The organism is Caldimonas mangrovi (assembly GCF_023721835.1).
Lineage (GTDB): Bacteria > Pseudomonadota > Gammaproteobacteria > Burkholderiales > Burkholderiaceae_C > Caldimonas > Caldimonas mangrovi.
On sequence record NZ_JAMKFE010000015.1, the window covers coordinates 108,673 to 131,891 of the forward strand.

The 23,219-nt window shown below is 68.1% G+C and carries 21 protein-coding genes; 13 read left to right on the forward strand and 8 right to left on the reverse strand.

Annotation, left to right across the window (positions count from 1 at the left end):
* The first annotated feature begins 14 nt into the window (after positions 1-14).
* The 4 genes from M8A51_RS20920 to lepB all read left to right on the forward strand — a co-directional run bounded on the left by M8A51_RS20920 (position 15) and on the right by lepB (position 6,148).
* Entirely contained in the window at positions 15-1,373 is a 1,359-nt protein-coding gene (locus M8A51_RS20920) for a sigma 54-interacting transcriptional regulator (RefSeq protein WP_251780475.1), read from the forward strand.
* Positions 1,374-1,680: 307 nt separating this feature from the next.
* Positions 1,681-3,165, forward strand: coding sequence for a glucan biosynthesis protein G (locus M8A51_RS20925; RefSeq protein ID WP_251780476.1), 1,485 nt, complete (start codon positions 1,681-1,683; stop codon positions 3,163-3,165).
* Positions 3,162-5,417, forward strand: a complete 2,256-nt coding sequence (mdoH, locus tag M8A51_RS20930) for a glucans biosynthesis glucosyltransferase MdoH (RefSeq protein ID WP_251780477.1) — start codon at positions 3,162-3,164, stop codon at positions 5,415-5,417. Before M8A51_RS20925 ends, mdoH begins: the two co-directional genes overlap by 4 nt.
* A gap of 56 nt (positions 5,418-5,473) precedes the next feature.
* Positions 5,474-6,148, forward strand: a complete 675-nt coding sequence (gene lepB, locus M8A51_RS20935) for a signal peptidase I (protein ID WP_251780478.1) — start codon at positions 5,474-5,476, stop codon at positions 6,146-6,148.
* 15 nt (positions 6,149-6,163) lie between these two features.
* Here the strand turns inward: lepB and M8A51_RS20940 are convergent, their stop codons facing one another.
* From M8A51_RS20940 to M8A51_RS20955, 4 genes are all read right to left on the reverse strand, one after another.
* Positions 6,164-7,564: a serine/threonine-protein kinase gene (locus M8A51_RS20940; protein ID WP_251780479.1), complete on the reverse strand. Its 1,401-nt coding sequence runs from the start codon at positions 7,562-7,564 to the stop codon at positions 6,164-6,166.
* A 16-nt stretch (positions 7,565-7,580) separates the two neighbouring features.
* Complete coding sequence (locus M8A51_RS20945) at positions 7,581-8,453, reverse strand: c-type heme family protein (RefSeq protein ID WP_251780480.1); 873 nt, start codon at positions 8,451-8,453, stop codon at positions 7,581-7,583.
* Between the two features lie 44 nt (positions 8,454-8,497).
* Positions 8,498-9,400, reverse strand: coding sequence for a hypothetical protein (locus M8A51_RS20950; protein ID WP_251780481.1), 903 nt, complete (start codon positions 9,398-9,400; stop codon positions 8,498-8,500).
* Between the two features lie 185 nt (positions 9,401-9,585).
* Complete coding sequence (locus tag M8A51_RS20955; RefSeq protein ID WP_251780482.1) at positions 9,586-10,512, reverse strand: LysR family transcriptional regulator; 927 nt, start codon at positions 10,510-10,512, stop codon at positions 9,586-9,588.
* 111 nt (positions 10,513-10,623) lie between these two features.
* Here M8A51_RS20955 and metE point away from each other — a divergent pair, with 111 nt between their 5' ends.
* The 3 genes from metE (at position 10,624) to M8A51_RS20970 (ending at position 14,829) form a co-directional block, all read left to right on the forward strand.
* Entirely contained in the window at positions 10,624-12,897 is a 2,274-nt protein-coding gene (gene metE / locus M8A51_RS20960; protein ID WP_251780483.1) for a 5-methyltetrahydropteroyltriglutamate--homocysteine S-methyltransferase, read from the forward strand.
* Positions 12,898-12,960: 63 nt separating this feature from the next.
* On the forward strand, positions 12,961-14,013 hold the full coding sequence (locus M8A51_RS20965; protein WP_251780484.1) for a DUF72 domain-containing protein: 1,053 nt from the start codon (positions 12,961-12,963) through the stop codon (positions 14,011-14,013).
* A gap of 102 nt (positions 14,014-14,115) precedes the next feature.
* Positions 14,116-14,829 (forward strand): hypothetical protein, encoded by a 714-nt coding sequence (locus tag M8A51_RS20970; RefSeq protein ID WP_251780485.1) that lies wholly within the window; start codon positions 14,116-14,118, stop codon positions 14,827-14,829.
* Positions 14,830-14,841: 12 nt separating this feature from the next.
* Here the strand turns inward: M8A51_RS20970 and M8A51_RS20975 are convergent, their stop codons facing one another.
* Positions 14,842-17,250 (reverse strand): penicillin acylase family protein, encoded by a 2,409-nt coding sequence (locus M8A51_RS20975; RefSeq protein WP_251780486.1) that lies wholly within the window; start codon positions 17,248-17,250, stop codon positions 14,842-14,844.
* A gap of 160 nt (positions 17,251-17,410) precedes the next feature.
* On the opposite strand from M8A51_RS20975, the gene M8A51_RS20980 reads away from it, so the two are divergent.
* The 6 genes from M8A51_RS20980 to M8A51_RS21005 all read left to right on the forward strand — a co-directional run bounded on the left by M8A51_RS20980 (position 17,411) and on the right by M8A51_RS21005 (position 21,671).
* Entirely contained in the window at positions 17,411-17,863 is a 453-nt protein-coding gene (locus tag M8A51_RS20980; protein ID WP_251780487.1) for a hypothetical protein, read from the forward strand.
* Between the two features lie 127 nt (positions 17,864-17,990).
* Entirely contained in the window at positions 17,991-19,001 is a 1,011-nt protein-coding gene (locus M8A51_RS20985) for a D-2-hydroxyacid dehydrogenase family protein (protein WP_251780488.1), read from the forward strand.
* Entirely contained in the window at positions 18,998-19,285 is a 288-nt protein-coding gene (locus M8A51_RS20990) for an antibiotic biosynthesis monooxygenase family protein (RefSeq protein WP_251780489.1), read from the forward strand. The genes M8A51_RS20985 and M8A51_RS20990 overlap by 4 nt, the downstream gene beginning before the upstream one ends.
* Before the next feature lie 34 nt (positions 19,286-19,319).
* Positions 19,320-20,504 carry an MFS transporter gene (locus M8A51_RS20995; protein WP_251780490.1) on the forward strand — a complete coding sequence of 395 codons (1,185 nt, stop codon included), beginning with the start codon at positions 19,320-19,322 and terminating at the stop codon, positions 20,502-20,504.
* Positions 20,505-20,559: 55 nt separating this feature from the next.
* Positions 20,560-21,138: a chromate transporter gene (locus M8A51_RS21000; RefSeq protein WP_251780491.1), complete on the forward strand. Its 579-nt coding sequence runs from the start codon at positions 20,560-20,562 to the stop codon at positions 21,136-21,138.
* Complete coding sequence (locus tag M8A51_RS21005; protein ID WP_251780492.1) at positions 21,135-21,671, forward strand: chromate transporter; 537 nt, start codon at positions 21,135-21,137, stop codon at positions 21,669-21,671. Before M8A51_RS21000 ends, M8A51_RS21005 begins: the two co-directional genes overlap by 4 nt.
* 22 nt (positions 21,672-21,693) lie before the next feature.
* Here M8A51_RS21005 and M8A51_RS21010 read toward each other — a convergent pair whose 3' ends face one another.
* From M8A51_RS21010 to upp, 3 genes are all read right to left on the reverse strand, one after another.
* Positions 21,694-22,119 (reverse strand): hypothetical protein, encoded by a 426-nt coding sequence (locus M8A51_RS21010; protein ID WP_251780493.1) that lies wholly within the window; start codon positions 22,117-22,119, stop codon positions 21,694-21,696.
* A 107-nt stretch (positions 22,120-22,226) separates the two neighbouring features.
* Positions 22,227-22,568: a hypothetical protein gene (locus tag M8A51_RS21015; RefSeq protein WP_251780494.1), complete on the reverse strand. Its 342-nt coding sequence runs from the start codon at positions 22,566-22,568 to the stop codon at positions 22,227-22,229.
* A gap of 16 nt (positions 22,569-22,584) precedes the next feature.
* The gene (gene upp, locus M8A51_RS21020) at positions 22,585-23,217 is read right to left on the reverse strand and encodes a uracil phosphoribosyltransferase (RefSeq protein WP_251780495.1); all 633 of its coding nucleotides are present in this window, start codon (positions 23,215-23,217) and stop codon (positions 22,585-22,587) included.
* Between the last annotated feature and the right edge of the window lie 2 nt (positions 23,218-23,219).

Here is a 23,219-nt window from a genome sequence, read left to right on the forward strand (position 1 = left end):
CCCAGGAGACTCCGATGAGCGCCCATGTACTGGTCGTCGACGACGACCCGGACATGCTGCGGCTGCTGTCGATGCGGCTCGGTGCGGCCGGCTATCGTGTGACGGCGGTCGAGACTGCCGAGGCCGCCCTGACGCAGATCGCTGTCGAACGCCCGCAGCTTGTCGTCAGCGACGTGCAACTGCCCGGCAAGGACGGGCTCGCCCTCTATGACGAGATCCGTGCCCGGCATCCGGCGTTGCCCGTGATCCTTCTGACCGCGCACGGCACCATCCCCGACGCGGTCGAAGCGACCTCGCGCGGCGTGTTCACTTATCTGACCAAGCCGTTCGACGGCAAGGAGCTGCTCGACAAGATCGCGCAGGCACTGTCTCTTTCGGTGCCGGCCGGGCAAGAGGCGCCGGCCTACGAGGCCTGGCGCGAAGCCATCGTCAGCCGCTCGAACCGCATGGCCGATCTGCTGGCGGAAGCCAAGCTCGTGGCCGCCTCGGACGCGAGCGTGCTGATTCGCGGCGAAAGCGGCACCGGCAAGGAGCTGCTCGCGCAAGCCATCCACCAGGCCAGTTCGCGGGCCAGCCGGCCCTTCGTCGCGGTGAACTGCGGCGCCATCCCCGAGGCGTTGCTCGAGTCCGAGCTGTTCGGCCACGTGAAGGGGGCGTTCACCGGCGCGGTCACCAACCATCGAGGGCTGTTCCAGGCCGCGGACGGCGGCACCTTGTTTCTGGATGAAATCGGCGACATGCCCGTTCCGCTGCAGGTCAAGCTGCTGCGGGTGCTGCAGGAACGCTCGGTGCGCCCGGTCGGCTCGGCCCAGGCCGTGCCGGTCGACGTGCGCATCATTTCGGCCACGCACCGCAACCTCGACGAAGCCATGGCCGAAGGGCTGTTTCGCGAAGACCTCTACTACCGGCTCAATGTCGTCTCGTTGACGTTGCCGCCGCTGGCCGAGCGGCGCGAAGACATCCCGCTGCTGGCCAACCACTTCCTCGCCAAGCTCGCGGTCAAGTACGGCCGGCGCCTCAACGGTTTCGCCCCGGACGCCCTGAAAGCACTGGCTACCGCCTCGTGGCCGGGCAACATACGTCAGCTCTATAACGTGGTTGAGCAGGTGTGCGCGTTGGCGACCACCCCGCTGGTACCGCTGGCGCTCGTGCAGCGCGCGCTGCGCGTCCCCAGCGTCGAAGTGGTCAGCTATGCCGAGGCGCGCCACCGCTTCGAGCGCGACTATCTGGTCGGGCTGCTCAAGCTCACCGACGGCAACGTCGCCGATGCCGCCCGACTCGCCGAGCGCAACCGCACCGAGTTCTACCGGCTGCTGCAAAAGCACGGCCTGACGCCCGGGCTGTTCCGCGGCGATTCGCCTGTCGCCGAATAGCGACCGACTTTTTCGTTCTAAATCAATAGCTTAGCGCTCTGGGCGCCGCCTCCTGTCGCCACTTGGCGACATTTTCGAGGGGGCGGCTGGCTCCTAGGGTTTCCCTGGGGCATGCAACCCCTTGTAAGCACGCCTAAGTTGTTGATCTTCCAGATCTTTTCCCTGTTGGCACAGCCATTGCGAACTGCGTCACGAACCGGGGAGTGCAGCGAGCTTCGCAGCCTCCTCGCAGATCAGCAGACGATTCAGGGAAAGGACTCTGCACGTGCCCTTGTGGGACCGGAACGCCGGTTGGTGGCGTCTTGTCATGTGGTCGACGGCCGCGTTCGCGCTGCCCGGCCTCGCGAACGCCTTCGGCTTCGATGAACTGAGCGAGCGTGCGCGCCGCCTGGCGCAGCAGCCCCATCGCGCGTCGGCATCGACGCTGCCGGGGGAGTTGCAGGCGCTGAGCTACGACCAGTACCGCGACATCCGCTTCAAGCCCGAACGCGCGTTGTGGCGCGGCGAGGGCCTGCCCTTCGAGGTGATGTTCTTCCACCTCGGCAAGCAGCAGACCGAACCCGTGCTCATCAACGAAATCACGGCCCAGGGCGTGCGTCACGTCGGCTTCGATCGCGACAACTTCGACTACGGCAAGAATCGGCTCTCGCCGCAGACGTGGGGCGATGTCGGCTTCGCCGGCTTCCGGGTCCACTTCCCGTTGAAGCAGGGAAATTACAAAGACGAACTGATCGTCTTCCTCGGTGCAAGCTATTTCCGCGCACTCGGCGCCGGGCAGCACTACGGCCTGTCGGCGCGCGGGCTGGCGATCGACACCGTCGGCGGCGAGCGAGAGGAGTTTCCGCGCTTCAAGGAGTTCTGGATCCGCAAGCCCGAGCGCGGCGCGGCCTCGCTGACCGTTTATGCGCTGCTCGACTCGCCGCGCGCCGCCGGCGCCTGGCAATTCGAAGTGAAGCCCGGCGAACAGACGCTCGTCGAGGTGCGTTCCAGGCTCTACCTGCGTGACGGCGTCGCGACGCTCGGCCTGGCGCCGCTGACCAGCATGTACATGTTCGGCGAGAACCAGCCGCACCCCGAGGATTTCCGCCCCGAGGTGCACGACTCCGACGGCCTGATGGTGGCCACGCGGGGTGGCGAGTGGCTGTGGCGCCCGCTGGTCAACCCGCGCCGGCCCCTGACCACGTCGTTCTCGATGCAGGGCCTGCAAGGTTACGGCCTGATGCAGCGGGACCGGTCCTTCGGCAGCTATGAAGACACCGAGGCTCGCTACGAAAAGCGCCCCAGCACATGGATCGAGCCGGTCGGCGACTGGGGTCCGGGCCGCGTCGAACTGGTGCAGCTGCCGACGCCCGACGAAACCAACGACAACATCGTCGCCTACTGGGTGCCGGAGCGGCTACCCGCTGCCGGGCAGCCGCTCGAGCTGCGCTATCGCATGCGCTGGCAGGGCGACGCCCAGCAGCGCCCGCCCGGCGGCTGGGTCACACAGACCCGCTCGGGCCGCGGTTTTCAGCAACTGGCGAAGAACGAGCACCAGTTCATCGTCGATTTCACCGGCCCCAAGCTCGCGGACCTGCCCTTGCGGGCCGAGCTGCAGGCCATGGTCACCAGCGGCCCCAACGGCCGCATCACCGAACGCAACGTCTACCGCAACGAGGCCAACAACTCGTGGCGCATGGCGGTGCGCGTCCAGCAGCTCTCAACGGCCGAGCCCGTCGAGTTGCGGGGCTATCTCCAACACGGCAACGACATCCTGACCGAGACATGGAGCAACATCATTCCCCCCCAATGAGCCCCCGTGGCGATCTCACGCCGCGCCTGCCCAGCACCACTGCCGGGGCAAGCGCGCCGCCGATACGCCGCGCCTCGATGCCGGCACAACCGTGGCGCGGCTTCCTGCGCGGGCTGGTGGATGGCATCGCAGGCCTGTTCAGGCAGCGCTCCGGTCAGCCCGCCGCCCCCCTGTCGGGCTGGGAGCAGGCGGCCGTCGTGCGACGTCGTGTTTTCCTCGGGCTGATCGCGCTGTCGACCACCGTGGCCACGGCCCTGATGGCACAGGTGCAGCCGCCCTACGAGCACCCGGCGTTGCAGTACGGCCAGATCGCACTGTTCGCACTGCTGTTCGCGTGGGTGTCCGCTGGCTTCTTCACCGCGGCGATGGGCTTCGTCGTCATGCTGCGCGGCGACCGGCACTCGTTGTCCCGGCACGACGTGGTGCACGACCCGGTGCGGGCCGACGCGCGCACCGCGGTCATCATGCCGATCTGCAACGAGCACGTCAGCACGGTTTTCGCCGGGCTGCGCGCCACCTGCGAATCGCTCGCGGCGACCGGCGCGCAACGCCTGTTCGACATCTACATTCTGTCGGACAGCAACGACCCCGACATCCGCAGCGCCGAACTCGCGGCCTGGGGCGAGCTGCGCGCGACGCTGGGCGACAACGCACGCGTCTTCTACCGTTGGCGCCAGCGCCGCACCAAGCGCAAGGCCGGCAATGTGGCCGACTTCTGCCGTCGCTGGGGCAGCAACTACCGCTACATGGTGGTGCTCGATGCCGACAGCGTGATGAGCGGTGATTGCCTGCTGACCATGGTGCGCCTGATGGAAGCCAACCCGAAGGCCGGCATCATCCAGACCGCGCCGCAAGCCGTCGGCCATGCCACCGTGCACGCGCGTTCACAGCAGTTCGCCAGCCGCGTCACCGGCCGGCTGTTCACGCTGGGCATGCAGTACTGGCAACTGGGCGAGTCGCACTACTGGGGCCACAACGCGATCATTCGTGTCGAGCCCTTCATGAAGCACTGCGGCCTGGCACCGTTGCCCGGGCGTGGCGCGCTGAGCGGCGAGATCATGTCGCACGACTTCGTCGAGGCCGCGCTGATGCGTCGCGCCGGCTACCACGTCTGGCTGGTGACCGATCTGCCCGGCAGCTACGAGCAGCAGCCGCCCAACCTGATCGAGGAACTGCAACGCGACCGCCGCTGGTGCCAGGGCAACCTGCAGAACGCACGCCTGATCGCCGAGCCCGGGCTGCACGGCGTGCACCGCGCAATGCTCGCGACCGGTGCGATGGCATACGGCTCGGCGCCGCTGTGGCTGGCCTTCGTGGTGCTGGGCGCCGCGCTGTGGCTGACTGGCGGGCTGCAGGCCAGCGTGACGGCCTTCGGCATGCCGCTGGCCGTCGGTGGCTTGTGGGCCGGCACGCTGACGATGCTGGTGCTGCCGCGCGTGCTCGGCATACTCGGGATCGTCCTGCGCCAAGAGCAGCGCTTCTTCGGGGGCACCGGCGCACTCATCAAGAGCGCGTTCATCGAGGCCGGGCTGTCCGTGTTGCAGGCGCCGGTGCGCATGGTGGCGCACAGCATGTTCGTGTTGGCCGCCCTGACCGGTTGGCGCATCGACTGGAAATCGCCCCCGCGCGAAGCCCAGTCGATCGCGTGGCGCGACGCCGGCCGCCGGTTTGCGCCGAGCTGCGCGGTGGTGCTGCTCGCAGCGCTCGCCATCGCGGTCGTCAACCCCGCCGCGGTGCTGTGGATGGCGCCCATCGCGCTGCCGCTGCTGTTCGCGGTGCCGCTGGCCGTCTTCACGAGCCAGGAACGGCTCGGCGAACGCGTGCGCTCGTACGGCCTGCTGACCATCCCGGAGGAAAGCTGGACGCCGGCGGTATTGCGCCACGCCTGGGCTTACGCACGCCGCGAGACGCCGCCGGCCCGCTGGGCCGACGTGCTGCGCGACCCCGGCCTGTTCGACCTGGTGCGCAGCGCCATGGGTGCGCGCCACACCGGCCACGGTGGTCGGGCGGTTGCTCGCCGACGGCTTCTGCTCGACCTGTCGCCCGAGCGCAATGCCGACAGCCTCGCGCCGATGGAGCGCATGCGCTTCCTGAGCGAACCGCAAAGCCTGGAACAATTGCGCGTGCGTCACAGCGTGCTGCGCGGTCAGGTCTTCGGCCGCCAGCTCGCACGCGAACTGGAGTTGCCGCAGACGCACCATGCGCTCATCGTCAACGGCTTGCGGGCTGCGGGTGGCCGAGCGGTGCACTGAAGCACGGCACAATCGTCTTTCTCGGGCGCGCCACGCGCCTGGGGGAGACGTCGTCTATGAGCCAACTCACCCGCTGGCTGCGTGAAAACCGCGGCCTCATTGCTTTCCTGCTGTTGTTCGGGTTGTTCAGAACGGCCGTGGCCGACTGGAATCCCATCCCTTCGGGTTCGATGCGTCCGACACTGCGAGAAGGCGACGTCGTCTTCGTCAACCGGCTCGCCTACCAGGTCAAGTTGCCCCTGACCGACATCGTGCTGGCCCGCACCGGCGAGGTGTCGCGTGGCGACATCGTCACTTTCTCGTCACCCGAGGACGGCACCCGCCTCATCAAGCGCGTGGTCGGTCTGCCCGGCGACGTGGTTTCGATGCGTGGCAAGGTGTTGTCGATCAACGGCCTGCCTCTCGGCTACCGGACGACCGGCACCGTGTTGGAGCCCGTCGCGGGCCGGCAGGTGCCGGCAACGCGGCTGCATGAGCAGCTCGGCGAGCACCAACATGCCCTGCAATGGCTCGACGGCCTGGCCACCGTGCCCGATTTCGGCCCGGTGACGGTACCGGCCGATGCCTACCTGGTGCTCGGCGACAACCGTGACGACAGCGCCGACTCTCGTTACTTCGGCTTCGTGCCACACCACCTGCTGATCGGACGCGCAGAGCGCGTGCTGGTGTCTGTCGACCTGCTCGGGCGCTGGGCGCCGCAATTCGCACGCTTCGGGATGAGGCTGCAATAGCCTCCGCGCGCGGAACTACTTGATGCCGGCGAGCGCGGCCCGCGCCTTGGTCCGATCTGCATCGCTGCCGAGTTCGGCACAGAGCAGCTCATAGAATTCCGCGCGGGTGGTCGCCTTGGCCGCGGCCTTCTTGGTCACGATCTTCGCGATCGGCCCGATGTGACCCGCGAGTATGCGTTGCGCCTGCTCGATCACTTGCGCGTCGAGCCGCAGGTGCGTGCTCAACACGGTGGCCGTGCCGCCCGTGCTGCGCTGGGCCCGCACGCTGACGCCACTGGTGGTGTGCTGCATGAATGCAGCCCGCTCCGGCTCCGTCGGCAAATGCTCCGCCAACCGCGAGGCGAGCGTCTCGATGTCGAAGCAGTCGCGCGCGGCACGCCGTACCAGCACCTTCGCGACCGGGCCGACATACTTGGCCAGCGTGGCTTCCAGATGCGACAGCGTCGACGCGTCCCAGTGCGTCGGCGGCGCGGTGGTGACGGCCCCCGACGAGCCGCTGCGCACGGCACTCGACACGCTGCCTGCGCCCCGCGGTTCCGGTCGCATCACTTCCATGATCACCGTCTCCTCCGACACCGTCGGCTTGACGGGCTCGTCCGCGTGGCTGGTCAGGGCCTCGAGAAACAGCAGCGCATTGGCATAGCGGGCCTCGGGCCGCTTGGCGAGTGCCGTGGCGACGATCTGGTCGTAGACGACCGGGCGGGTCGAGCCGGCATGCTGAGAGGGCCACACCGGCTCCTCGTGCACGATCTTGTACATCAGCGTTTCGGCACTGCCGTTGAACGGCAGTTGCCCGGTGAGCAGCTGGTACAGCAGCACGCCGGCGGCCCACACATCGACGCGATGGTCCAGCGGCTGACCGGTGTACTGCTCGGGCGACATGTAGCCCGGCGTGCCGACCACCGAGTTCACCTGGGTCAAGCCGATCGCATCGACGCGCGCGATACCGAAATCGGCGATCTTCAGCCGGCCCTGGCGCGTGATGATCAGGTTGGCCGGCTTGATGTCGCGGTGCCACACCCCCTGCTCGTGCGCATGGTCGAGCGCGGCGAGCAACTGCGTCATGATGCTCAGCACGTCCTGGTCAGGGAAGCGCGTCTTGCGCGACAGGTAGTGCGACAGACTGTTGCCCTCGACGAACTCCATCGCGATGAAGGCCTGGTCCTGGTCCTCGCCGTACTCATAAACCGCCACGATGCCGGGGTGCAGCAGCCGCCCTGCGGCCTGCGCCTCGTTGCGAAAGCGCGCCGCGACCGACTGGCCGTGCTCGCTGTCGTCGATCAATTGCCGGCGGATGGTCTTGATCGCCACCTGCCGCTTGATGTGCGGATCGAAGGCCTTGTAGACCACCCCCATCGCGCCCTCGCCGAGGACACCGGTGATGGGGTACTTGCCCAGCCGTTCAGGGTGCTTCATGCGTCACCTTGCGGCATCAGGTGTCGAGCATCTTCATCGCCTGCACCAGGCTCTTGCGCATGCGCGTGAAGGAATCGGCCAGTGTGCCGATCTCGTCGCGGCTCCTGGCGGTGAACTCCGGGGCTTCGAGTTCACCCAGACTCACGCGGTCGGCAATCTTCGACAGGCGGCTCACCGGCTGGATCACCAGCTTCCACAACATCAGGTTCAGGGCCAGGCCGATCAGCACGAAAACGCCGGTCAGCATCGTCATGAAGACACTGAAGGCGCGGTTCGCCCGCTCCAGCGGCACGGCCATCGGCACCGAGACGATCTGCGCGCCGATGATCTCGTTGTGGTTCCAGCCGAAGCCGTTGGCCGGGCCGTAGCGATCCACCATCGGCTTAGGGGCTGCATCGACCGTGCTGTGGCAGCGCAGGCAGGCCGCGTCCTTGATCTGGATCGGCCGGGCAATGTAGAGCGAACGGCCGCTCGGCGTGTCGCGCTGGCCGACGAATTCGGTCTGCGCCGGCGTGTTGCGGAACTGGTTGACGATGTCCACTTCCCACTCGACCGCGCGGTCGCGCGGGTTGGTCGGATTCAGCGTCGCTTCCTTGTAGGCGTAGTCCGGGTACTTCTTGTGCAGCGTCGCCAGCACTTCGGTGGCCGAGTACGCAGGCACCGACTGGGGCAGGAAGCTGTATTTCATCTGCGTCTCGAGCAGCGGCGCGATCTGGCCCGAGGTGTAGCCACGCACTGCCAGCGCCTTCTCCATCAACAGGCGCGCATGGTCGAGCACTTCGTCCTGGGCATTGCGCTGCAGCAGATCACGGGTGATGTACCCGGTGGCGCCGAGGCCGAGCACGAAAACCAGCACAAAGACCAGGTTGAACTTGAGCAGCAGTTTCATGGAGTCTCACAGAGTCGGGCATGTTGTTGTCGATCGGGCGCCGGTCAGCGTGCGCCCGCCGCGCCGGCCGGCGCCGATGCGGCCACGGGCGGTTTGGGCAGGTACTTCTCGGGGAACAGCACGCGGTCCCACTCGGGGTGCGCGCGCAGGTTGGCGATCAATGCCTGGCGAAAGCCGTCGTCGTTGGCCAGCGATTTCCAGCGCGAGACGAAGTTCGCCCGCACCGCGCGCTCGGCTTGCAGCCAGCCTTTGAGGTCTTCGTAGTCCACCGTGCGCTGCGCCCTGGGCTGGATCGTTTGTGCGCCGTAGCGGTCGGACAGCGGCGGCAGCGTGTCGCGGAAAGCGCGGGGCATGCGCTCCAGCATCTCGCCTGGCGGCCGCTGACCGACGGCGCCCTTGTCGGCGCCCCGTCGCCAGTAGCTCTCGCCACCCTTCAGCGACAAGCTCGGGCCGGCATTGCCGCTGCGGCGCTCGACCACTTTCAGCGGCCGCGTCTCGGCGAAAACAAAGCTTTCGGCATCATCGATGAACGCAACCACCACGCCTTCGACCTCGCTGACGTCGTACTCGGGCGACGAAAAGCCCGCCTGGCCCTTGGCTCGGCCTGCGCCAGTCAGCTTCACCCAGCCCTGCCGCAGGTACAGATCGGCCGGCCGCCGCTCGCGCTTGCCCGACGCCAGCTTGGGTGCCAGCAGCACCGCGGTGCCGGGCCCGAGATCGGCGATGCGGCCGTCCTTGAACTCGATCCTCAGCAGGCCGGTCTTGGGACCCGTCTCGACGATGTCTTCCGGCTGGAGCCGAACGCCCTCGCCAAGCGCAAAGCGCTCCGACTCGCGCACCAGCGCAGCGTCCCCTTCCAGGATGGTCACGATCGCATGCGCATCGGCTGCCGTCGCCCAGGCAGGCAACAGCGCCAACAACAACAGAATCGTTCGAAGACAAAACATCTCGCTCCCTACTCCTGCACGGCGGGCGCCGCGCTTCCCCGGCTGCGTTTACAGCAGAATCATATTGTTGCAGCTGCTGCGATGGTATCCGGCGGATCCCTTCGCCCACCTAGGGGGGGCCTGCCTTCTGGCTGTGTTGCCAAATACTTCACTGCCAGCGGGGAATTTGCACCGGAAACGGCGGCTCAGCCCAACAGCTCGATGCCCGGCAGCAGCCGCATGCACTGCTCGCGCACGATGCCGAGCAGGTCGACCAGGTAGGGTTTGACCGCCAGCGTCTTCGGCGCAGTTGCATGCAGCTCGCTCCACAACCCCTTCGGCCCGATGCGCTTGGCGACCACGTAGTCGTAGTCGACATAGTTCTTGACGCCCCAGTTCGGCAGCGCCGCGACCCCTCGACGGCTGGCGACCAGTTGCAGGATCGCGATGGTGAGTTCGGCCGTGCGCCGCTCGAAGGCGATGCCGGCCGGTCGCAGCACCTCGCGGATCACGTCGATGCGTTCTTCGGGCACCGGGTAGGTGATCAGCGTCTCGCCTGCGAAATCCTCGGCCTGCAGGCGCCGCCGGTGGCGCAGGCGGTGCTCGACCGGCAGCACACCGAGGATCTCGAAGCGAAACAGCGGCCAGCTCGCCAGGCCGCGCCGTCCCGACGTCCTCGCACCGGGCGGCGAGCCGATCACCAGCTCGCACTTGCCGTCGCCCAGCAGCGTCATCGGGTCGCTGTGGAACCCCGCCACCAGGTCGACCTCGACCTCCGGCCAGCGACGGCGGAACTCGTCCATCACTGGCATCAGCCAGTCGAAGCAGGTGTGACACTCGAGCGCGATGCGCAATTCGCCGCGGGTGTCGCTGTGCGCACGCGCCAGATCCCGTTCGGCCGCGGCCACCCCAGGCAGTACTTCTCGCGCCAGCACCAGCAGCCGTTCGCCGGCGGGCGTGAACCGCAGGCCCTGGCTGGTGCGCTGAAACAGCGGCACGCCGTAGTGTGCTTCAACCGCCCGCACCTGGTGTGACAGCGCGGACTGCGTCAGATGCAGGCGTTCGGCAGCAGCAGCGAGCTTGCCGGTCTCGGCGATCGCCAACAGCGAGCGCAGGTGTCGTAGTTCGAGCATGAGGTTCGACTTGAATGAAATTCAAGTTCTTCTGAAAAGATTTCGCTTGATCGAAGGAGTGTCCCAAACCAGACTGCACAGCGTCAACCGCAACCTCACACCCGCACCCTCATGGCCCTCACCCACCTCCTCGGATATCCGCGCATCGGCGAACGGCGCGAGCTCAAGTTCGCCCTCGAATCTTTCTGGCAAGGCGGCAGTGACGCCGCGGCGCTGCAACAAGTGGGCGCCCGGTTGCGCCATGCCGCGTGGCTGCGGCAGCAGCAGGCCGGCCTCGGCCTGCTGTCGGCCGGCGACTTCGCGTTCTACGACCCGATGCTCGACCACGCCTTGATGTTCGGCGCGATCCCGCCGCGCTTCACCGCCGAACGATGCGACCGGCTGGCGACGGCCTTCGCCCTGGCCCGCGGCACGCCGGGCCAGCCAGCGCTCGAAATGACCAAGTGGTTCGACACCAACTACCACTACCTGAAGCCCGAGCTGCATGCCGGGCAGGATTTCCACCTCGACGCACACGCCTACCTGGCGCAGGTGGCCGATGCGCAGGCGCTCGGCAGTCCGGTCAAGCCGGTGTTGATCGGGCCGCTGAGCTTCCTGTGGCTGGCGAAGTCGACCGACGGCGCCGATCGGCTCGCGCTGTGGCCGGCGCTGACAGCCTGCTATGCCGAGCTGCTGCGATCGCTGGCCGACGCGGGCGTCGAATGGGTACAGATCGACGAGCCCATCCTCGCACTGGACCTGGACCCGGCGTGGCGCGACGCGTTCGCACCGGCCTACGCCGCGCTCGCCGGCACACGCCCGAAGCTGCTGCTCGCGACCTATTTCGACGACGTGACCCACCACCTGGACACGATCACTGCGTTGCCGGTGCAAGGATTGCACGTCGACGCGGTGCGTGCGCCGTGGCAGCTCGCTGCCGCCGCCGATCGCCTCGGCGCGCAGCGGGTACTGTCGGTCGGCATCGTCGATGGCCGCAACATCTGGCGCACCGATCTGCGGCGCGCGCTCGCCACGCTGCAGCCGCTGCACGAGCGATTCGGCGAGCGCCTGTGGCTGGCACCGTCCTGCTCGCTGGCGCATGTGCCGCTCAGCCTGCGGCATGAAACGCGGCTGGACCCGCAGATCAAGCGTTGGTTGGCCTTCGCCGACGAGAAGCTCGGCGAGCTGAGCACGTTGCAGCGCGCGCTCGACGAGGGCGAGGACGCCGTGCGCGAGGCGCTGGCCGAGAGCGACGCCGCCCTCGCCTCGCGTCGCCACTCGCGGCTGGTGACCCACCCCTACGTCGCCAAAAGGCTGCAGCAGCTGACGCCGGCGATGGAGCGGCGCACCAGCGCCTACCCGGTGCGGGCCGAACGCCAGCGCGCCGCCTTGCAGTTGCCGTTGCTGCCGACAACGACGATCGGCTCCTTCCCGCAGACGCCCGAAATCCGCGCCGATCGTGCCGCCTGGCGCCGCGGCGAGCTGGGCGCTTACGACTACCTGCAGCGCATGCGCGAGGAAATCCGCCATGCGATCCAGCAGCAGGAGTCGCTCGGTCTGGACGTGCTGGTGCATGGCGAGGCCGAGCGCAGCGACATGGTCGACTACTTCGCCGAGCACCTGTTCGGCTTTGCGCTCACCGAGAATGGCTGGGTGCAGAGCTACGGCTCCCGCTGCGTCAAGCCGCCGGTCATCTATGGCGACGTGCACCGCCCGGACGCGATCACGGTCGACACCGCCCGCTACGCCCAATCGCTGACCGACAAGCCCGTCAAAGGCATGCTGACCGGGCCGGTGACCATGCTGCAATGGTCTTTCGTGCGCGACGACCAGCCGCGCGAGCTGACCGCACGGCAGCTCGCACTGGCGATCCGCGACGAAGTGGCCGACCTCGAGAAGGCCGGCATCGGTGTCATCCAGATCGACGAACCGGCCTTCCGCGAAGGCTTGCCACTCAAGCGCCGAGACTGGCCGCCCTATCTGCACTGGGCCGTCCAGGCCTTCAAGCTGGCCGCCTGCTGCGTGGCCGACGAGACGCAAGTCCACACGCACATGTGCTACTCGGAGTTCAACGACATCCTGCCCGCCATTGCTGCGATGGACGCCGACGTGATCACGATCGAGACCTCGCGCTCGAACATGGAGCTGCTCGACGGCTTCGGCAGCTTCGCGTACCCGAACGAGATCGGCCCCGGCGTCTACGACATCCATTCGCCGCGCGTGCCGAGCCAGCAGGAGATGGAACGCCTGCTGGAGCGTGCCTGCGAAGTGGTCGACCCACGGCGCTTGTGGGTCAACCCCGACTGCGGCTTGAAGACCCGGCGCTGGCCCGAGACAAACGCGGCCCTGTCGCACATGGTGCAGGCGGCGAAGACGCTGCGCGAGCGGCTGCTGCAACCAGCCTGAGCCGACCGGCAGGCGGTACAGTGGCGCGTCTTCGCCACCGTGCCGCCCGCGATGAGTCCGCCCATGCATCCGGCTGCCCCGCAAGCCAGCCTGTTCGAATCTCCGGAAGAACATGCGCCGCCTCCGACCGCCCCCGCGCCTGCGCCGCCCAAGGCGCGCTCTGAGTCCGGTGACCTGATCGCTGCCGACCCCGGCGCCGAATTGCTCGCGCTCGCCGGGCGGCTGAGTCCGCTCGTCCGCTTCGGTACGTCGTCGTGGTACTTCCCCGGCTGGACCGGGCTGGTGTGGGGCCGCGACTACGCCCCATCGACGCTGTCGAGGCGAGGCCTCACCGCCTATTCCCGCCACCCGCTGCTGCGCTGCGTCAGCCTCGATCGCAGTTTCTACCGCCCGCTGGAAGCCGCGACGTACGCCGACCTGGCAGGCCAGGTGCCTCCCGGCTTCCGGTTTGTCGTCAAGGCGCCGTCGCTGGTCACCGACGCCACGGTGCGCAACCCCGACAACGGCAAGGCCACCAGCCCCAACCCGCTGTTCCTCGACGGACCGTCGGCCACCGACCTGTTCGTGCGGCCGGCATTGCAGGGCATGGGCGAGGCGCTGGGCGTGCTGGTGTTCCAGCTCTCGCCGCTGACCCTGGACTGGCTGAGCCGGCCGCAGGCGTTGCTGGAACGCCTCGACACGATGTTTGCAACGGTGCGCGCCGCCGTCGCCACCGGCACCTGCCGGCCGCTGGTGGCGCTCGAAATCCGCGACGGCGAGCTGCTCGGCCCCGAACTCGCAGCGCTGCTGAAGCGCCATGAGGTGCGCTACTGCCTGGGCCTGCACGACCGCATGCCACCGATCGAAGCCCAGTTGCCGATGCTGCGCGCGCTGTGGCCCGGGCCACTGGTATGCCGCTGGAACCTGCTGCGCGGCCTGAAATACGAGCAGGCCCGCAAGCGCTTCGAGCCCTTCGACAGGATGCAAGCGCCAGACCCCGACACCCGGCACGTGCTGGCCAAGGTGGTCGCTGCCACGGCCCTGGCCGGCCATGAAGTCTATGTAACCATCAACAACAAGGCCGAAGGCAGCGCGCCGCTTTCGGTGTTCGAGCTGGCAAAGGCCGTGCTCTCGTAGACCTGACAGCTTTCCCAGGGCTGCGAACAGCCCGATACTGCATCTCGGGCCTTTCGCTGCTCCGGCAGACGATCGGCACCCAACCACAAGGAGCAGTTCGGCATGCAGGGCAGCGATCTACACGGCGCAGGGCGCAAAGCCGGCGTTGTGTCGCGTCTGGCGGCGCTGTTCGGTGCCACCGCGCAGGGCCGTCAGCCACGCCGGCACGGCTGGCTGAACCCGGTGCAGCGGGCCGGCGAAATCGTCTGCGGCTTGCTGGTCACGGTGTTGTTCACCGGTGCCTTTGCCATCCTCGGCAGCAGCGCACGGACGATCGCGTTGGCCGCGATGTCGGCCGGGGCGGCCTGGAGCATGGTGTGCGCGGTGCTGTTCCTGCGCCGCAGCAGGCTGGCCGGCGTGCAGCGCAAACAGCTGCAGGCCGACTTGCTGCAGGCTTCCACGCCCGACCTGTTCGCTCAACGGCTCGAACGCGAACTGCCGGCCGGCCTGCTCGGCGACCTGAGGCCTCACGAGGTGCATCGCATGAAAACCGTGGTCCGCGAATCGGCGCAAGCCGAGCCAAGCGGCCTCACGACTTTGCTGAGAGCTGCGGCAGTGCTGCTGCTGGTGCTCGCCGGCACGCTGCCGGCCGCCCTGCCGCTGCTGTGGATCGACGACGCCGAATCGAGCCTGCGCCTGGCACACGGCATCGCCATTGGCCTGCTGTTCGTACTGGGCGGCTTTCTGGGCCACCACGCCGGGCTGCGACCCGTGCTGCTCGGCAGTTGCCTTGCGGGCCTCGGGGCGCTGCTGGCGGGGCCCAGCTGGGTGCTGTAAGGCGCGGTCGGCTCACTCGGGCAGCAGCGTCAGCACGCGGTCGCCGCGGGCCCATACCGGCACATAGCGCACCTCGGCCCACGGCTGTACGAAGCTGCGGTACAGGCCAGAGAACGGCAGCCCGGATTGGCCGGTCGAATGCATGAAGCGCGAGCGGCTCGGATCCGCAAGGTCGTACACCGCCCGCAGGCTGGGCCCATGCTCGTTGAGGTATCGCTCGCCAGACAGCGGGTCGGCCTTCAATGCCACGCGGGTGGCGTTGACGGTGTACGTGTCGCCCGGTGTCGGGGTGCGCAGCTCGAACAGCCGCGCCAGCGGGCCGACACGGCTGAAGGGCCGATGCTCGGAGCGTGCCAGGTGCACACGCCCCCAGTTCCACGATGAAACCTCCGGCCCATAGGCCCCCTGCAATTCCGTCAACGCCCGCGTCATCGCCATGTCGATCGCCTGCTGGCAGGTTTCGACCGGCACACTGGTCTTGTCGTCGCACCACCAACCGTTGTCGTTCTCGAGCACGCCTTCGATGGCGTCCTGAAAGTTGCGGTTCGCCACCTGCGGCCACAGGTCGGCGCCCAACTCGTCGGCGAACAGCACCTGCGGCACGTGCCGCAGCCAGGCCCAAAGGATGGTCGGCGCGACCCGGTCCGTTGTCATCTGGCCATCGAAGGCCGCCAGCTGCTGCAGCGCGGCGGGCGCCAGGGGGTGGTCCGACTGCGCGCGCCGCAGCAGCGGCAGCAGGCGGCGCGCCGCCAGCGAGACGACATCCGCCTGGATGGAAGCCATCGTCTCGACGTTGTGCTTGGGGTGCGCCGGCAGCAGCTGTTCGATGCGCTGCTGGCGGTACGGCAGCGTCCATTCACTGGTGATGAAGTGCGGGTACTCGGGCGGGTGGATGCGCTGGTTGGCGGTGGCGATCCAGCCGCGCGGCGGGTCGAATTCACGCGGGGTCAGCATGGCGTCGAGGTAGCCGGCCCAGTCGTATTTCGCGTCCCAGCCCGGCGCCGGCACCAGGCCCTTCAGGTCGTGCTCGGGCTTGCGCACCGGTACCCGGCCGGCCGACACCATGCCGATGCGGCCCTGCGCGTCGGCCACCACCATGTTCTGCATCGGCGCAAGGTGCTGCGATGCAGCCTGCACGAATTCGTCCACGGTGCGTGCGCGGTTCAGGCCGAGTGCGGCTTCCAGGGTCGTGTTGGGGGTTTCCAGCGCGGTCCAGCGCATCGCCAGCGCATGGGTCGGCTGCGCGCGCGGGCCGGTCAGCCGCTCGGCGGCGCCAGGCGCGTCGGAGATGACCGGACCGTGCCGTGTCGCGCGCACGATCACGCGGACATCGGCCTTGCCCTTGACGCGAATGATCTCTTCCTCGGACTCGAACTTGGCCCAACCGTCCGGCGTGCGGTACAGCGTGGGGTCGTCCGCATGGATCTGTTCGAGGTAGAGGTCCTGCACGTCCGGCGCGGTATTCGTGAAGCCCCACGCGAGGTGCTCGTTCTGCCCCAGGATCACGGCGGGCAACCCCGGCATGGTCGCACCCGCGACCTTGAAGCCCGGCGCCTGCAGCCGCGCGAAGTACCACAGCGCGGGCACGCTCAGGCGCAGATGCGGGTCGTTGGCGAGCAGCGGCTTGCCGCTTTCGGTGTGTGAGCCGGCCACGACCCAGTTGTTGGAGCCGATGCCGTCGAGCCCGGACTCCGGTGCGGCGGCGAGGGCCGGCTGCCCGAGCGACGCGTCGAGCCGCAAGCCGCGAAACAGCGCAGCGTAGTCGATCGTGGGCAGCGGTTGCGTGCCGGGGTACGGCGGCAGCAATTCGTTGATGCGCTCGACCGGCAGCTTGAGCGAGAGGCCCATGCGCAGCAGCTCGTTGTTCCAGTTTCCGCCCAGGTCCCACGCCATCATCGTCGTCCATGCGACGGTGTCGGCCGGCTCCCAGGTGCCGGGCTCCAGCCCCAGCACGACGAACTCCGGCGGGCGTGCCTTCATGTGCTCGCGCACGAAGGCGTTGATACCGGCCGCGTAGGCTTCCACGGTGGTGCGCGTATCGCCACCGACGCTCTCCCATTGGCGCATGGCAGTGCGGCGCACGCCGAGCGCGCGCAGGAACTGGTCGGTGTCCAGCGCGCTGCTGCCGAAGGCCTCGGCGAGCCGTCCGGAGCCGATGCGCTTGTGCATCTCCAGTTGCCAGAGCCGGTCTTGGGCATGCACGAAACCCAGGCCCCACATGACGTCTGCAAGCGACTCGCCCTCGATCGTCGGGATGCCGTGCTCGTCGCGCGTGATCGTGACCGCGGCCTTGAGCCCCTGGACTGCCAGGCGCCCCTCGGTCTGGGGCGACGCCTGACGCGTATAGAACCAGACCGCAGCCACCATGGCGACGGCCAACAGCACCAGTGCGGCTAGCGCACGACGTATCCACTTCATCATCTGAAAGCTCCTCGTCCACCAGCGTAACCGCCGTCGCGCGGCGCCGCCAGTGCTTCGAGAAGCGGCCCGGAAAGCCCGTTTTCCCGGGTTTCGGCCAGGGCCCGGCCGCCGACAATGACAAACAACTGCCATCAGGTTCTCACCGGCCCTTCTGTTTGCCATGATCTCCCTGCTCACTCACGCGCCAGGCTCGCTCCCGCTCCACGAGGGCGGCTACGACGACGAGCCGACGTTGGCGGCCGAAGCGGCACCGGCTCAGGCCGCATGGCAGCGCCCGGCAGCGGGCGAACGGCCATCGCACGTGCCGTGGTGGCGCACCGCGCTGCAGCGTCTGCATCTGTTGCCGGGCACACCGTCTCACGTGCCGGAACGCGTGCGGCTGGCCCGTCACGACTTCGAGGCGGCGCTGGCCGACATCCCGAGTGCAGCGGCCGAACGTGCGGTGCACGGCATCCGTCGCGCACGCGGCCTTCACGAGCTGTGGTACCTGCGTTCGCAGGTCTTCGACGCGGTGTCGATGGCCCACTCGCAGAAAGAGGCGGCACACCGGCTGGAACGGCTCGACCAGCACTTCCCGACGCGTTCGCTGCGCTCGGGCTTCGTGCCGCTCTGAACGTCCCCGACTCGAAAGCGCCTTGTTGCGCGTGACACGCCGGCCCCAGCGCCGCGTCGGTGAGAAACATGCAGAATGTCGGTTTGGCGGCGGCTTCCCTGGCGGCCGTCCACAGCCGGCAGCCTTCATGAACATCATCATCCTGGACGACTATCAGGACGCCGTGCGCAAGCTCAAGTGCGCGGCGAAACTCGAGCCCTACAACGCCAAGGTCTTCACCAACACCGTCAAGGGCATCGGTCAACTCTCGGTGCGGCTGCGCGACGCCGACGTGCTCGTGCTGATCCGCGAACGCACGCAGTTCCCACGCCAGTTGCTGGAGAAACTGCCCAAGCTCAAGCTGATTTCGCAGACCGGCCGCGTCGGCTCGCACATCGACGTCGAGACCTGCACCCGGATGGGCATCGCGGTGTCCGAGGGCGTGGGCTCGCCGGTGGCGCCGGCTGAGCTGACCTGGGCGTTGATCATGGCGGCAATGCGACGCCTGCCGCAGTACATCGGCAACCTGAAGCACGGTGCCTGGCAGCAGTCGGGGCTGAAAGCCGCCTCGATGCCGCCGAACTTCGGCGTCGGCATGGTGTTGCGCGGCAAGACGCTCGGCCTGTGGGGTTACGGCAAGATCGGCCAGATCGTCGCCGGCTACGCCAAGGCTTTCGGGATGAACGTGCTGGTCTGGGGCAGCGAGGCTTCGCGCGCCAAAGCCGAGGCCGACGGCTACGGCGCGGCGTTCACGCGCGAGGCGCTGTTCGAAGCGAGCGACGTGGTGAGCGTGCACCTGCGGCTGGTCGACTCGACCCGGGGTGTCATCAAGTTCGACGACCTGCTGCGCATGAAGCCCAATGCACTGTTCGTCAACACCTCGCGGGCCGAACTGGTCGAGGAGAACGCGCTCGTCAGCGCGCTGAACCGCGGCCGCCCTGGCATGGCGGCGGTCGACGTCTTCGAAAGCGAACCCATCCTGCAGGGCCATCCGCTGTTGCGGCTGGAAAACGCCGTGTGCACGCCACACATCGGCTACGTCGAGCAGGACAGCTACGAGCTCTATTTCGACGCCGCGTTCGACAACGTCATCAACTTCATCAACGGCGCGCCGACCGGTCTCGTCAACCCCGATGCACTGAAAGTGATCCGGGGATGATTCTCGAAGTTGCCACGCTCGACGTGCGGCCAGGCCAGGAAGAGGCTTTCGAGTCGGCATTCCGCGAAGCCGCGCCCATCATCGACGGGACACCCGGCTGTCTCGGCCATCAGCTCCAACGTTGCCTGGAGCGGCGCAATCGCTACGTGCTGCTGGTCCGGTGGAACACGCTGGAAGACCACACGCTGGGCTTCCGCGGCTCGCCCGGCTACCAGCGGTGGAAAGCTCTGCTGCATCACTTCTACGATCCCTTTCCCACCGTCGAGCACTATGAAGCCGTGTAGGACGGTGCCACCCCCGTCGCGCGCCTGAGTGCCCATGAGCACCACTACCGACTGGGCTCCCGCCCTGCCGTCGACCTGCCGCGCGCTGCTGTTCGGCAACTTCGTGATCGGCAGCGGCGTGATGGTGGTCAGCGGCACGCTGAACGATCTGGCGCACTCGCTGCAGGTATCCGTCGCGCTGGCCGGGCAGTTGGTGGCGATCGGCGCCGCGGTCATCTGCTTCGGTGCACCGCTGCTCGGCGGCCTGCTCGCCAGCTGGGACCGCCGCCGGCTGCTGACGCTGACGATGCTGTGGTACGCGGCGGGCCACGCCGCGTGCGCGCTGCTGCCCGACTACGCCACGCTGTGGCCGGTGCGTGCGCTGACCGTGCTGGCCGCCGCCGTGTTCACCCCCCAGGCTGCGGCGGCCATCGGCCACATGGCGACACCGCAGCAGCGCGGTCGCAGCATCACCTTCGTGTTTCTCGGTTGGTCGGTCGCCTCGGTGGCCGGCATGCCGATGTCGGCCTGGGTCGGTGAGACCTGGGGCTGGCGCTGGGCCATGGCAGGCGTCGCGGCGATGTCGTTGGGTGCGGCCGTCGCGGTACACCGTTCACTGCCCGACGGCGTGCGCCCGCCGGGCATGAGCCTACGTGCCTGGCGCGGCGTGTTCGGTGACCGCGTGCTGATGGCCATGGTCGGCGTGACGGCGCTGCAGGGCGCCGGACAGTTCACCGTGTTCGCGTACTTCGCGCCCTACCTGCGCCAGGTGCTGCATGCCAGCCCGGCGCAGATCAGTCTGGTCTTCGCGTGGTTCGGCGCCTGGGGCCTGACGGGCAACGTGCTGCTGTCGCGCTCTATCGACCGTTACGGTGCCTCGCGCGCGGTCGCGGTGTTGCTGGTGCTCATCGCGGCCAGCCTGCTGCTGTTCCCGCTGGCCACGACGCCATGGATGCTGGCGGCCGTGCTGGTGCCCTGGGGCCTCGGCTGCTTCGCCACCAATTCGGCCCAGCAGGCCCGGCTCGGCCTTGCCGCCCCGCTGCTGGCCCCGGCACTGATGGCGCTCAACACCTCCGCGATCTACCTGGGCCAGGCCGTCGGTGCAGCGGGTGGCGGCTGGCTCATGCTGCATGGCGGCTACGCGCCGTTGAGCTGGGTCGGGTTCGGGTGGCTGCTGCTGGCCATGGCGGCGAGCCACTGGGTGACCCGCAAGCTCGCCGGGCCCACGCAAACGGGCTGAGCGCATGCCGCACTGACCCTGGCAAGGTCGCCCGCCGCATCGGTACACTGGGCACATGCCGAATTCATCCGATGATTCCCCGTTGCCGCGGCCCGAATCCCTGACAGAGCTGTTCTTCGCTTTCACGCGGCTGGCGCTGCAGGGATTCGGGGGCGTGCTGCCGATCGCGCAGCGCGAACTCGTCGAACGCCGGCGCTGGCTCGGCAAGCAGGATTTCGTCGACATGCTATCGCTTGGACAGGTGCTGCCCGGGCCGAACATCATCAATGTGTCGCTGATGGTCGGTGACCGTTTTTTCGGCTGGAAGGGTGCTGCCGTCGCTGTCGCCGGCATGTTGCTGTTCCCGCTGCTGATCGTGCTGGGACTTGCGGCGCTGTACACCGAGGTCCTGGCGCATCCTCTCGCGGCCGGAGCGCTGCGCGGCATGGGGGCGGTCGCGGCCGGGCTGGTCATCGCCACGGCGCTGAAGCTCGTTGCGTCCCTGAAGCGCTCGCCGCTGGGACAAGTTCCGGCCGCGCTGCTGGCGCTTGCGACACTCGCCATGATCGCCGGCCTGCGCTGGCCGCTATTGTGGGTGCTGGCGGGGCTCGGGCCGCCGGGCATCGCGCTGGCCTGGTGGAGGCTCAAGCGATGAACCCGCTCGCCCCCGTGGACCTGCTCGCGCTGCTCGGTCACTTCATGCTGCTGTCACTGCTGGCGGTCGGCGGTGCCATCACGACCGCGCCCGACATGCACCGCTACGTCGTGCTCGAACACGGCTGGATCACCGACACGCAGTTCACGTCGTCGATTGCGCTGGCCCAGGCCGCCCCCGGGCCCAACATCCTGTTCGTCGCCGTGGTGGGCTGGAACGTTGCCGGCCTGCCCGGTGCGGCGGCGACGATGATCGGCATCATGGTGCCATCGACGGTACTCGCCTTGTGGGTGACCCGCTGGCGTCAACGCCGGCAGGATTCCCTGGGCGTCCGCGCCTTCAGTGCCGGCATGGCGCCCGTCACGGTGGGCCTGCTGCTGGCGACCGGATGGATCCTGGCGGAGCCCACGCGCGGCAGTGCCGGCGGCTTGGCGGCCATCGGGCTGACAGTGCTGCTGATGCTGCGCACGAAGTGGAGCCCGATGTGGATGGTGGCGGCCGGTGCCGCGGCCGGCATGTTGGGGTGGGTCTGAGGCCGCGCCCCGACGGCTCGCTTCAGGACAGCGCGGAGTCAACCAGGCGGCTGAGCGGAACGAGGCCCGAGATCGGCAGGCCGGGCTCGCCCGGCACCCTCACCTCCGTGCGCCCGTCGGGCCGCGCGACGATGGTCAGGGCCAAAGGCACCTCGATCGACGCGGCGGCCTCGTCGACCATCACCGGCGTACCGCCTTCCGGGACGCCCAGCACCAGTGCCATTGAGCGGCCGGCTTCCGCTGCGGCCGATGTTGCGGCCAGTCGCGCGAAAATCGTGTAGCCGTGACCGCGGGCTGCGGTCTCGAGCTTGCGCAGGGTCTCGTCGGCGTCGTACTGGCTGTAGCGTGCGGTGGACCCGCTGGTGGACGGCTCACGCACCAGGTCGCCGCTGACGGCCGCCATCACGACGGCCAGGCCCCCGGTCATCCAGAAACGTAGTCTTTTCATTCGGATCGCTCCTTCGCGTCGACACCGTCCATAGACCGGTTGACGCGGCAAGCGTTCAGGCCCCGGTCTGTAAAGCTGTGTATCGCATGCTGAAGGGGCGCGCCCGCTCAGCGAGGGCTTTCGTAGAAGATGTAGCTCGACGCGTAGTCGCTGATCTCGAAATAGACCCGGCGCTCGGTGTCGTCGACCAGCCCATTGAGGTTCTCGTCGAGCACGCCATAGCCGAAGCGGTAGGAACGCGGTACGCCGTCGCCCGTGCCCATCGCGGTGCTCATCTTGTCGATCTTCAGGAAGCGTTTGACCAGCTTGTCGCCGGCATAGATTTCGAGCACGCCGTTGGTGCCGGTCCAGTTCTGCACGCCGCGGCGGAACTGGTTCTGCTGTTCCTGGGTGCAGCCACCGAGCACCAAGGCTGTGGCCGCGCCACAACTGACGACCCAACGTTTCATCGGCTGCCTCTTTGCGCTATTCGTGCTTGGTCCCGAAGATCTTGTCGCCGGCATCGCCCAGCCCCGGGATGATGTAGCCGTGTTCGTTGAGATGGCTGTCGATCGCCGCGGTCCAGCAGCGCACCTCCGGGTGCGCACCATCGAGCGCCTTGACGCCCTCCGGCGCCGCCACGAGCACCAGTGCACGGATGTCCTTGCAGCCCTTGCGCTTGAGCAGGTCGATGGTGGCAATCATCGAGCCGGCGGTCGCGAGCATCGGGTCGATGATCAACGCGGTGCGCGCGCCGAGCTCGCCGACGAAGTTCTCGAAGTAGTGCTCCGGCTGCAGCGTGTCATGGTTGCGCGACAGCCCGACGACGCTGATCTTCGCGTTCGGGATCATGTCGAGCACGCCGTCCAGCATGCCGAGGCCGGCACGCAGGATGGGCACCACGGTGACCTTCTTGCCCTTGATCCGGTCCACTTCGGCCGGGCCGCTCCAGCACTCGATCGTCGTCTTCTCGAGCGGGAAGTCGGCAGTCGCCTCGTAGGCCAGCAGCCGTGCCACCTCGGCGGTCAGTTCGCGAAACTTCTTGGTGGAGATCTCGGCTTCGCGCATCAGGCCGACCTTGTGCTTGACGAGCGGGTGCTTGACTTCGATGACGGGCATGG

Excerpts from the sequence above, each read along its gene's own strand:
- M8A51_RS20985 (WP_251780488.1), top strand. The coding sequence starts at position 17,991 with ATGAACATCATCATCCTGGACGACTATCAGGACGCCGTGCGCAAGCTC.
- M8A51_RS20990 (WP_251780489.1), top strand. The coding sequence starts at position 18,998 with ATGATTCTCGAAGTTGCCACGCTCGACGTGCGGCCAGGCCAGGAAGAG.
- M8A51_RS21010 (WP_251780493.1), bottom strand. The coding sequence starts at position 22,119 with ATGAAAAGACTACGTTTCTGGATGACCGGGGGCCTGGCCGTCGTGATG.
- M8A51_RS21000 (WP_251780491.1), top strand. The coding sequence starts at position 20,560 with ATGCCGAATTCATCCGATGATTCCCCGTTGCCGCGGCCCGAATCCCTG.
- metE (WP_251780483.1), top strand. The coding sequence starts at position 10,624 with ATGGCCCTCACCCACCTCCTCGGATATCCGCGCATCGGCGAACGGCGC.
- M8A51_RS20955 (WP_251780482.1), bottom strand. The coding sequence starts at position 10,512 with ATGCTCGAACTACGACACCTGCGCTCGCTGTTGGCGATCGCCGAGACC.
- M8A51_RS20995 (WP_251780490.1), top strand. The coding sequence starts at position 19,320 with ATGAGCACCACTACCGACTGGGCTCCCGCCCTGCCGTCGACCTGCCGC.
- M8A51_RS20940 (WP_251780479.1), bottom strand. The coding sequence starts at position 7,564 with ATGAAGCACCCTGAACGGCTGGGCAAGTACCCCATCACCGGTGTCCTC.
- mdoH (WP_251780477.1), top strand. The coding sequence starts at position 3,162 with ATGAGCCCCCGTGGCGATCTCACGCCGCGCCTGCCCAGCACCACTGCC.
- M8A51_RS20970 (WP_251780485.1), top strand. The coding sequence starts at position 14,116 with ATGCAGGGCAGCGATCTACACGGCGCAGGGCGCAAAGCCGGCGTTGTG.
- M8A51_RS20920 (WP_251780475.1), top strand. The coding sequence starts at position 15 with ATGAGCGCCCATGTACTGGTCGTCGACGACGACCCGGACATGCTGCGG.
- M8A51_RS21015 (WP_251780494.1), bottom strand. The coding sequence starts at position 22,568 with ATGAAACGTTGGGTCGTCAGTTGTGGCGCGGCCACAGCCTTGGTGCTC.
- M8A51_RS20980 (WP_251780487.1), top strand. The coding sequence starts at position 17,411 with ATGATCTCCCTGCTCACTCACGCGCCAGGCTCGCTCCCGCTCCACGAG.
- M8A51_RS20950 (WP_251780481.1), bottom strand. The coding sequence starts at position 9,400 with ATGTTTTGTCTTCGAACGATTCTGTTGTTGTTGGCGCTGTTGCCTGCC.
- M8A51_RS20975 (WP_251780486.1), bottom strand. The coding sequence starts at position 17,250 with ATGATGAAGTGGATACGTCGTGCGCTAGCCGCACTGGTGCTGTTGGCC.
- M8A51_RS20925 (WP_251780476.1), top strand. The coding sequence starts at position 1,681 with ATGTGGTCGACGGCCGCGTTCGCGCTGCCCGGCCTCGCGAACGCCTTC.
- upp (WP_251780495.1), bottom strand. The coding sequence starts at position 23,217 with ATGCCCGTCATCGAAGTCAAGCACCCGCTCGTCAAGCACAAGGTCGGC.
- lepB (WP_251780478.1), top strand. The coding sequence starts at position 5,474 with ATGAGCCAACTCACCCGCTGGCTGCGTGAAAACCGCGGCCTCATTGCT.
- M8A51_RS21005 (WP_251780492.1), top strand. The coding sequence starts at position 21,135 with ATGAACCCGCTCGCCCCCGTGGACCTGCTCGCGCTGCTCGGTCACTTC.
- M8A51_RS20945 (WP_251780480.1), bottom strand. The coding sequence starts at position 8,453 with ATGAAACTGCTGCTCAAGTTCAACCTGGTCTTTGTGCTGGTTTTCGTG.
- M8A51_RS20965 (WP_251780484.1), top strand. The coding sequence starts at position 12,961 with ATGCATCCGGCTGCCCCGCAAGCCAGCCTGTTCGAATCTCCGGAAGAA.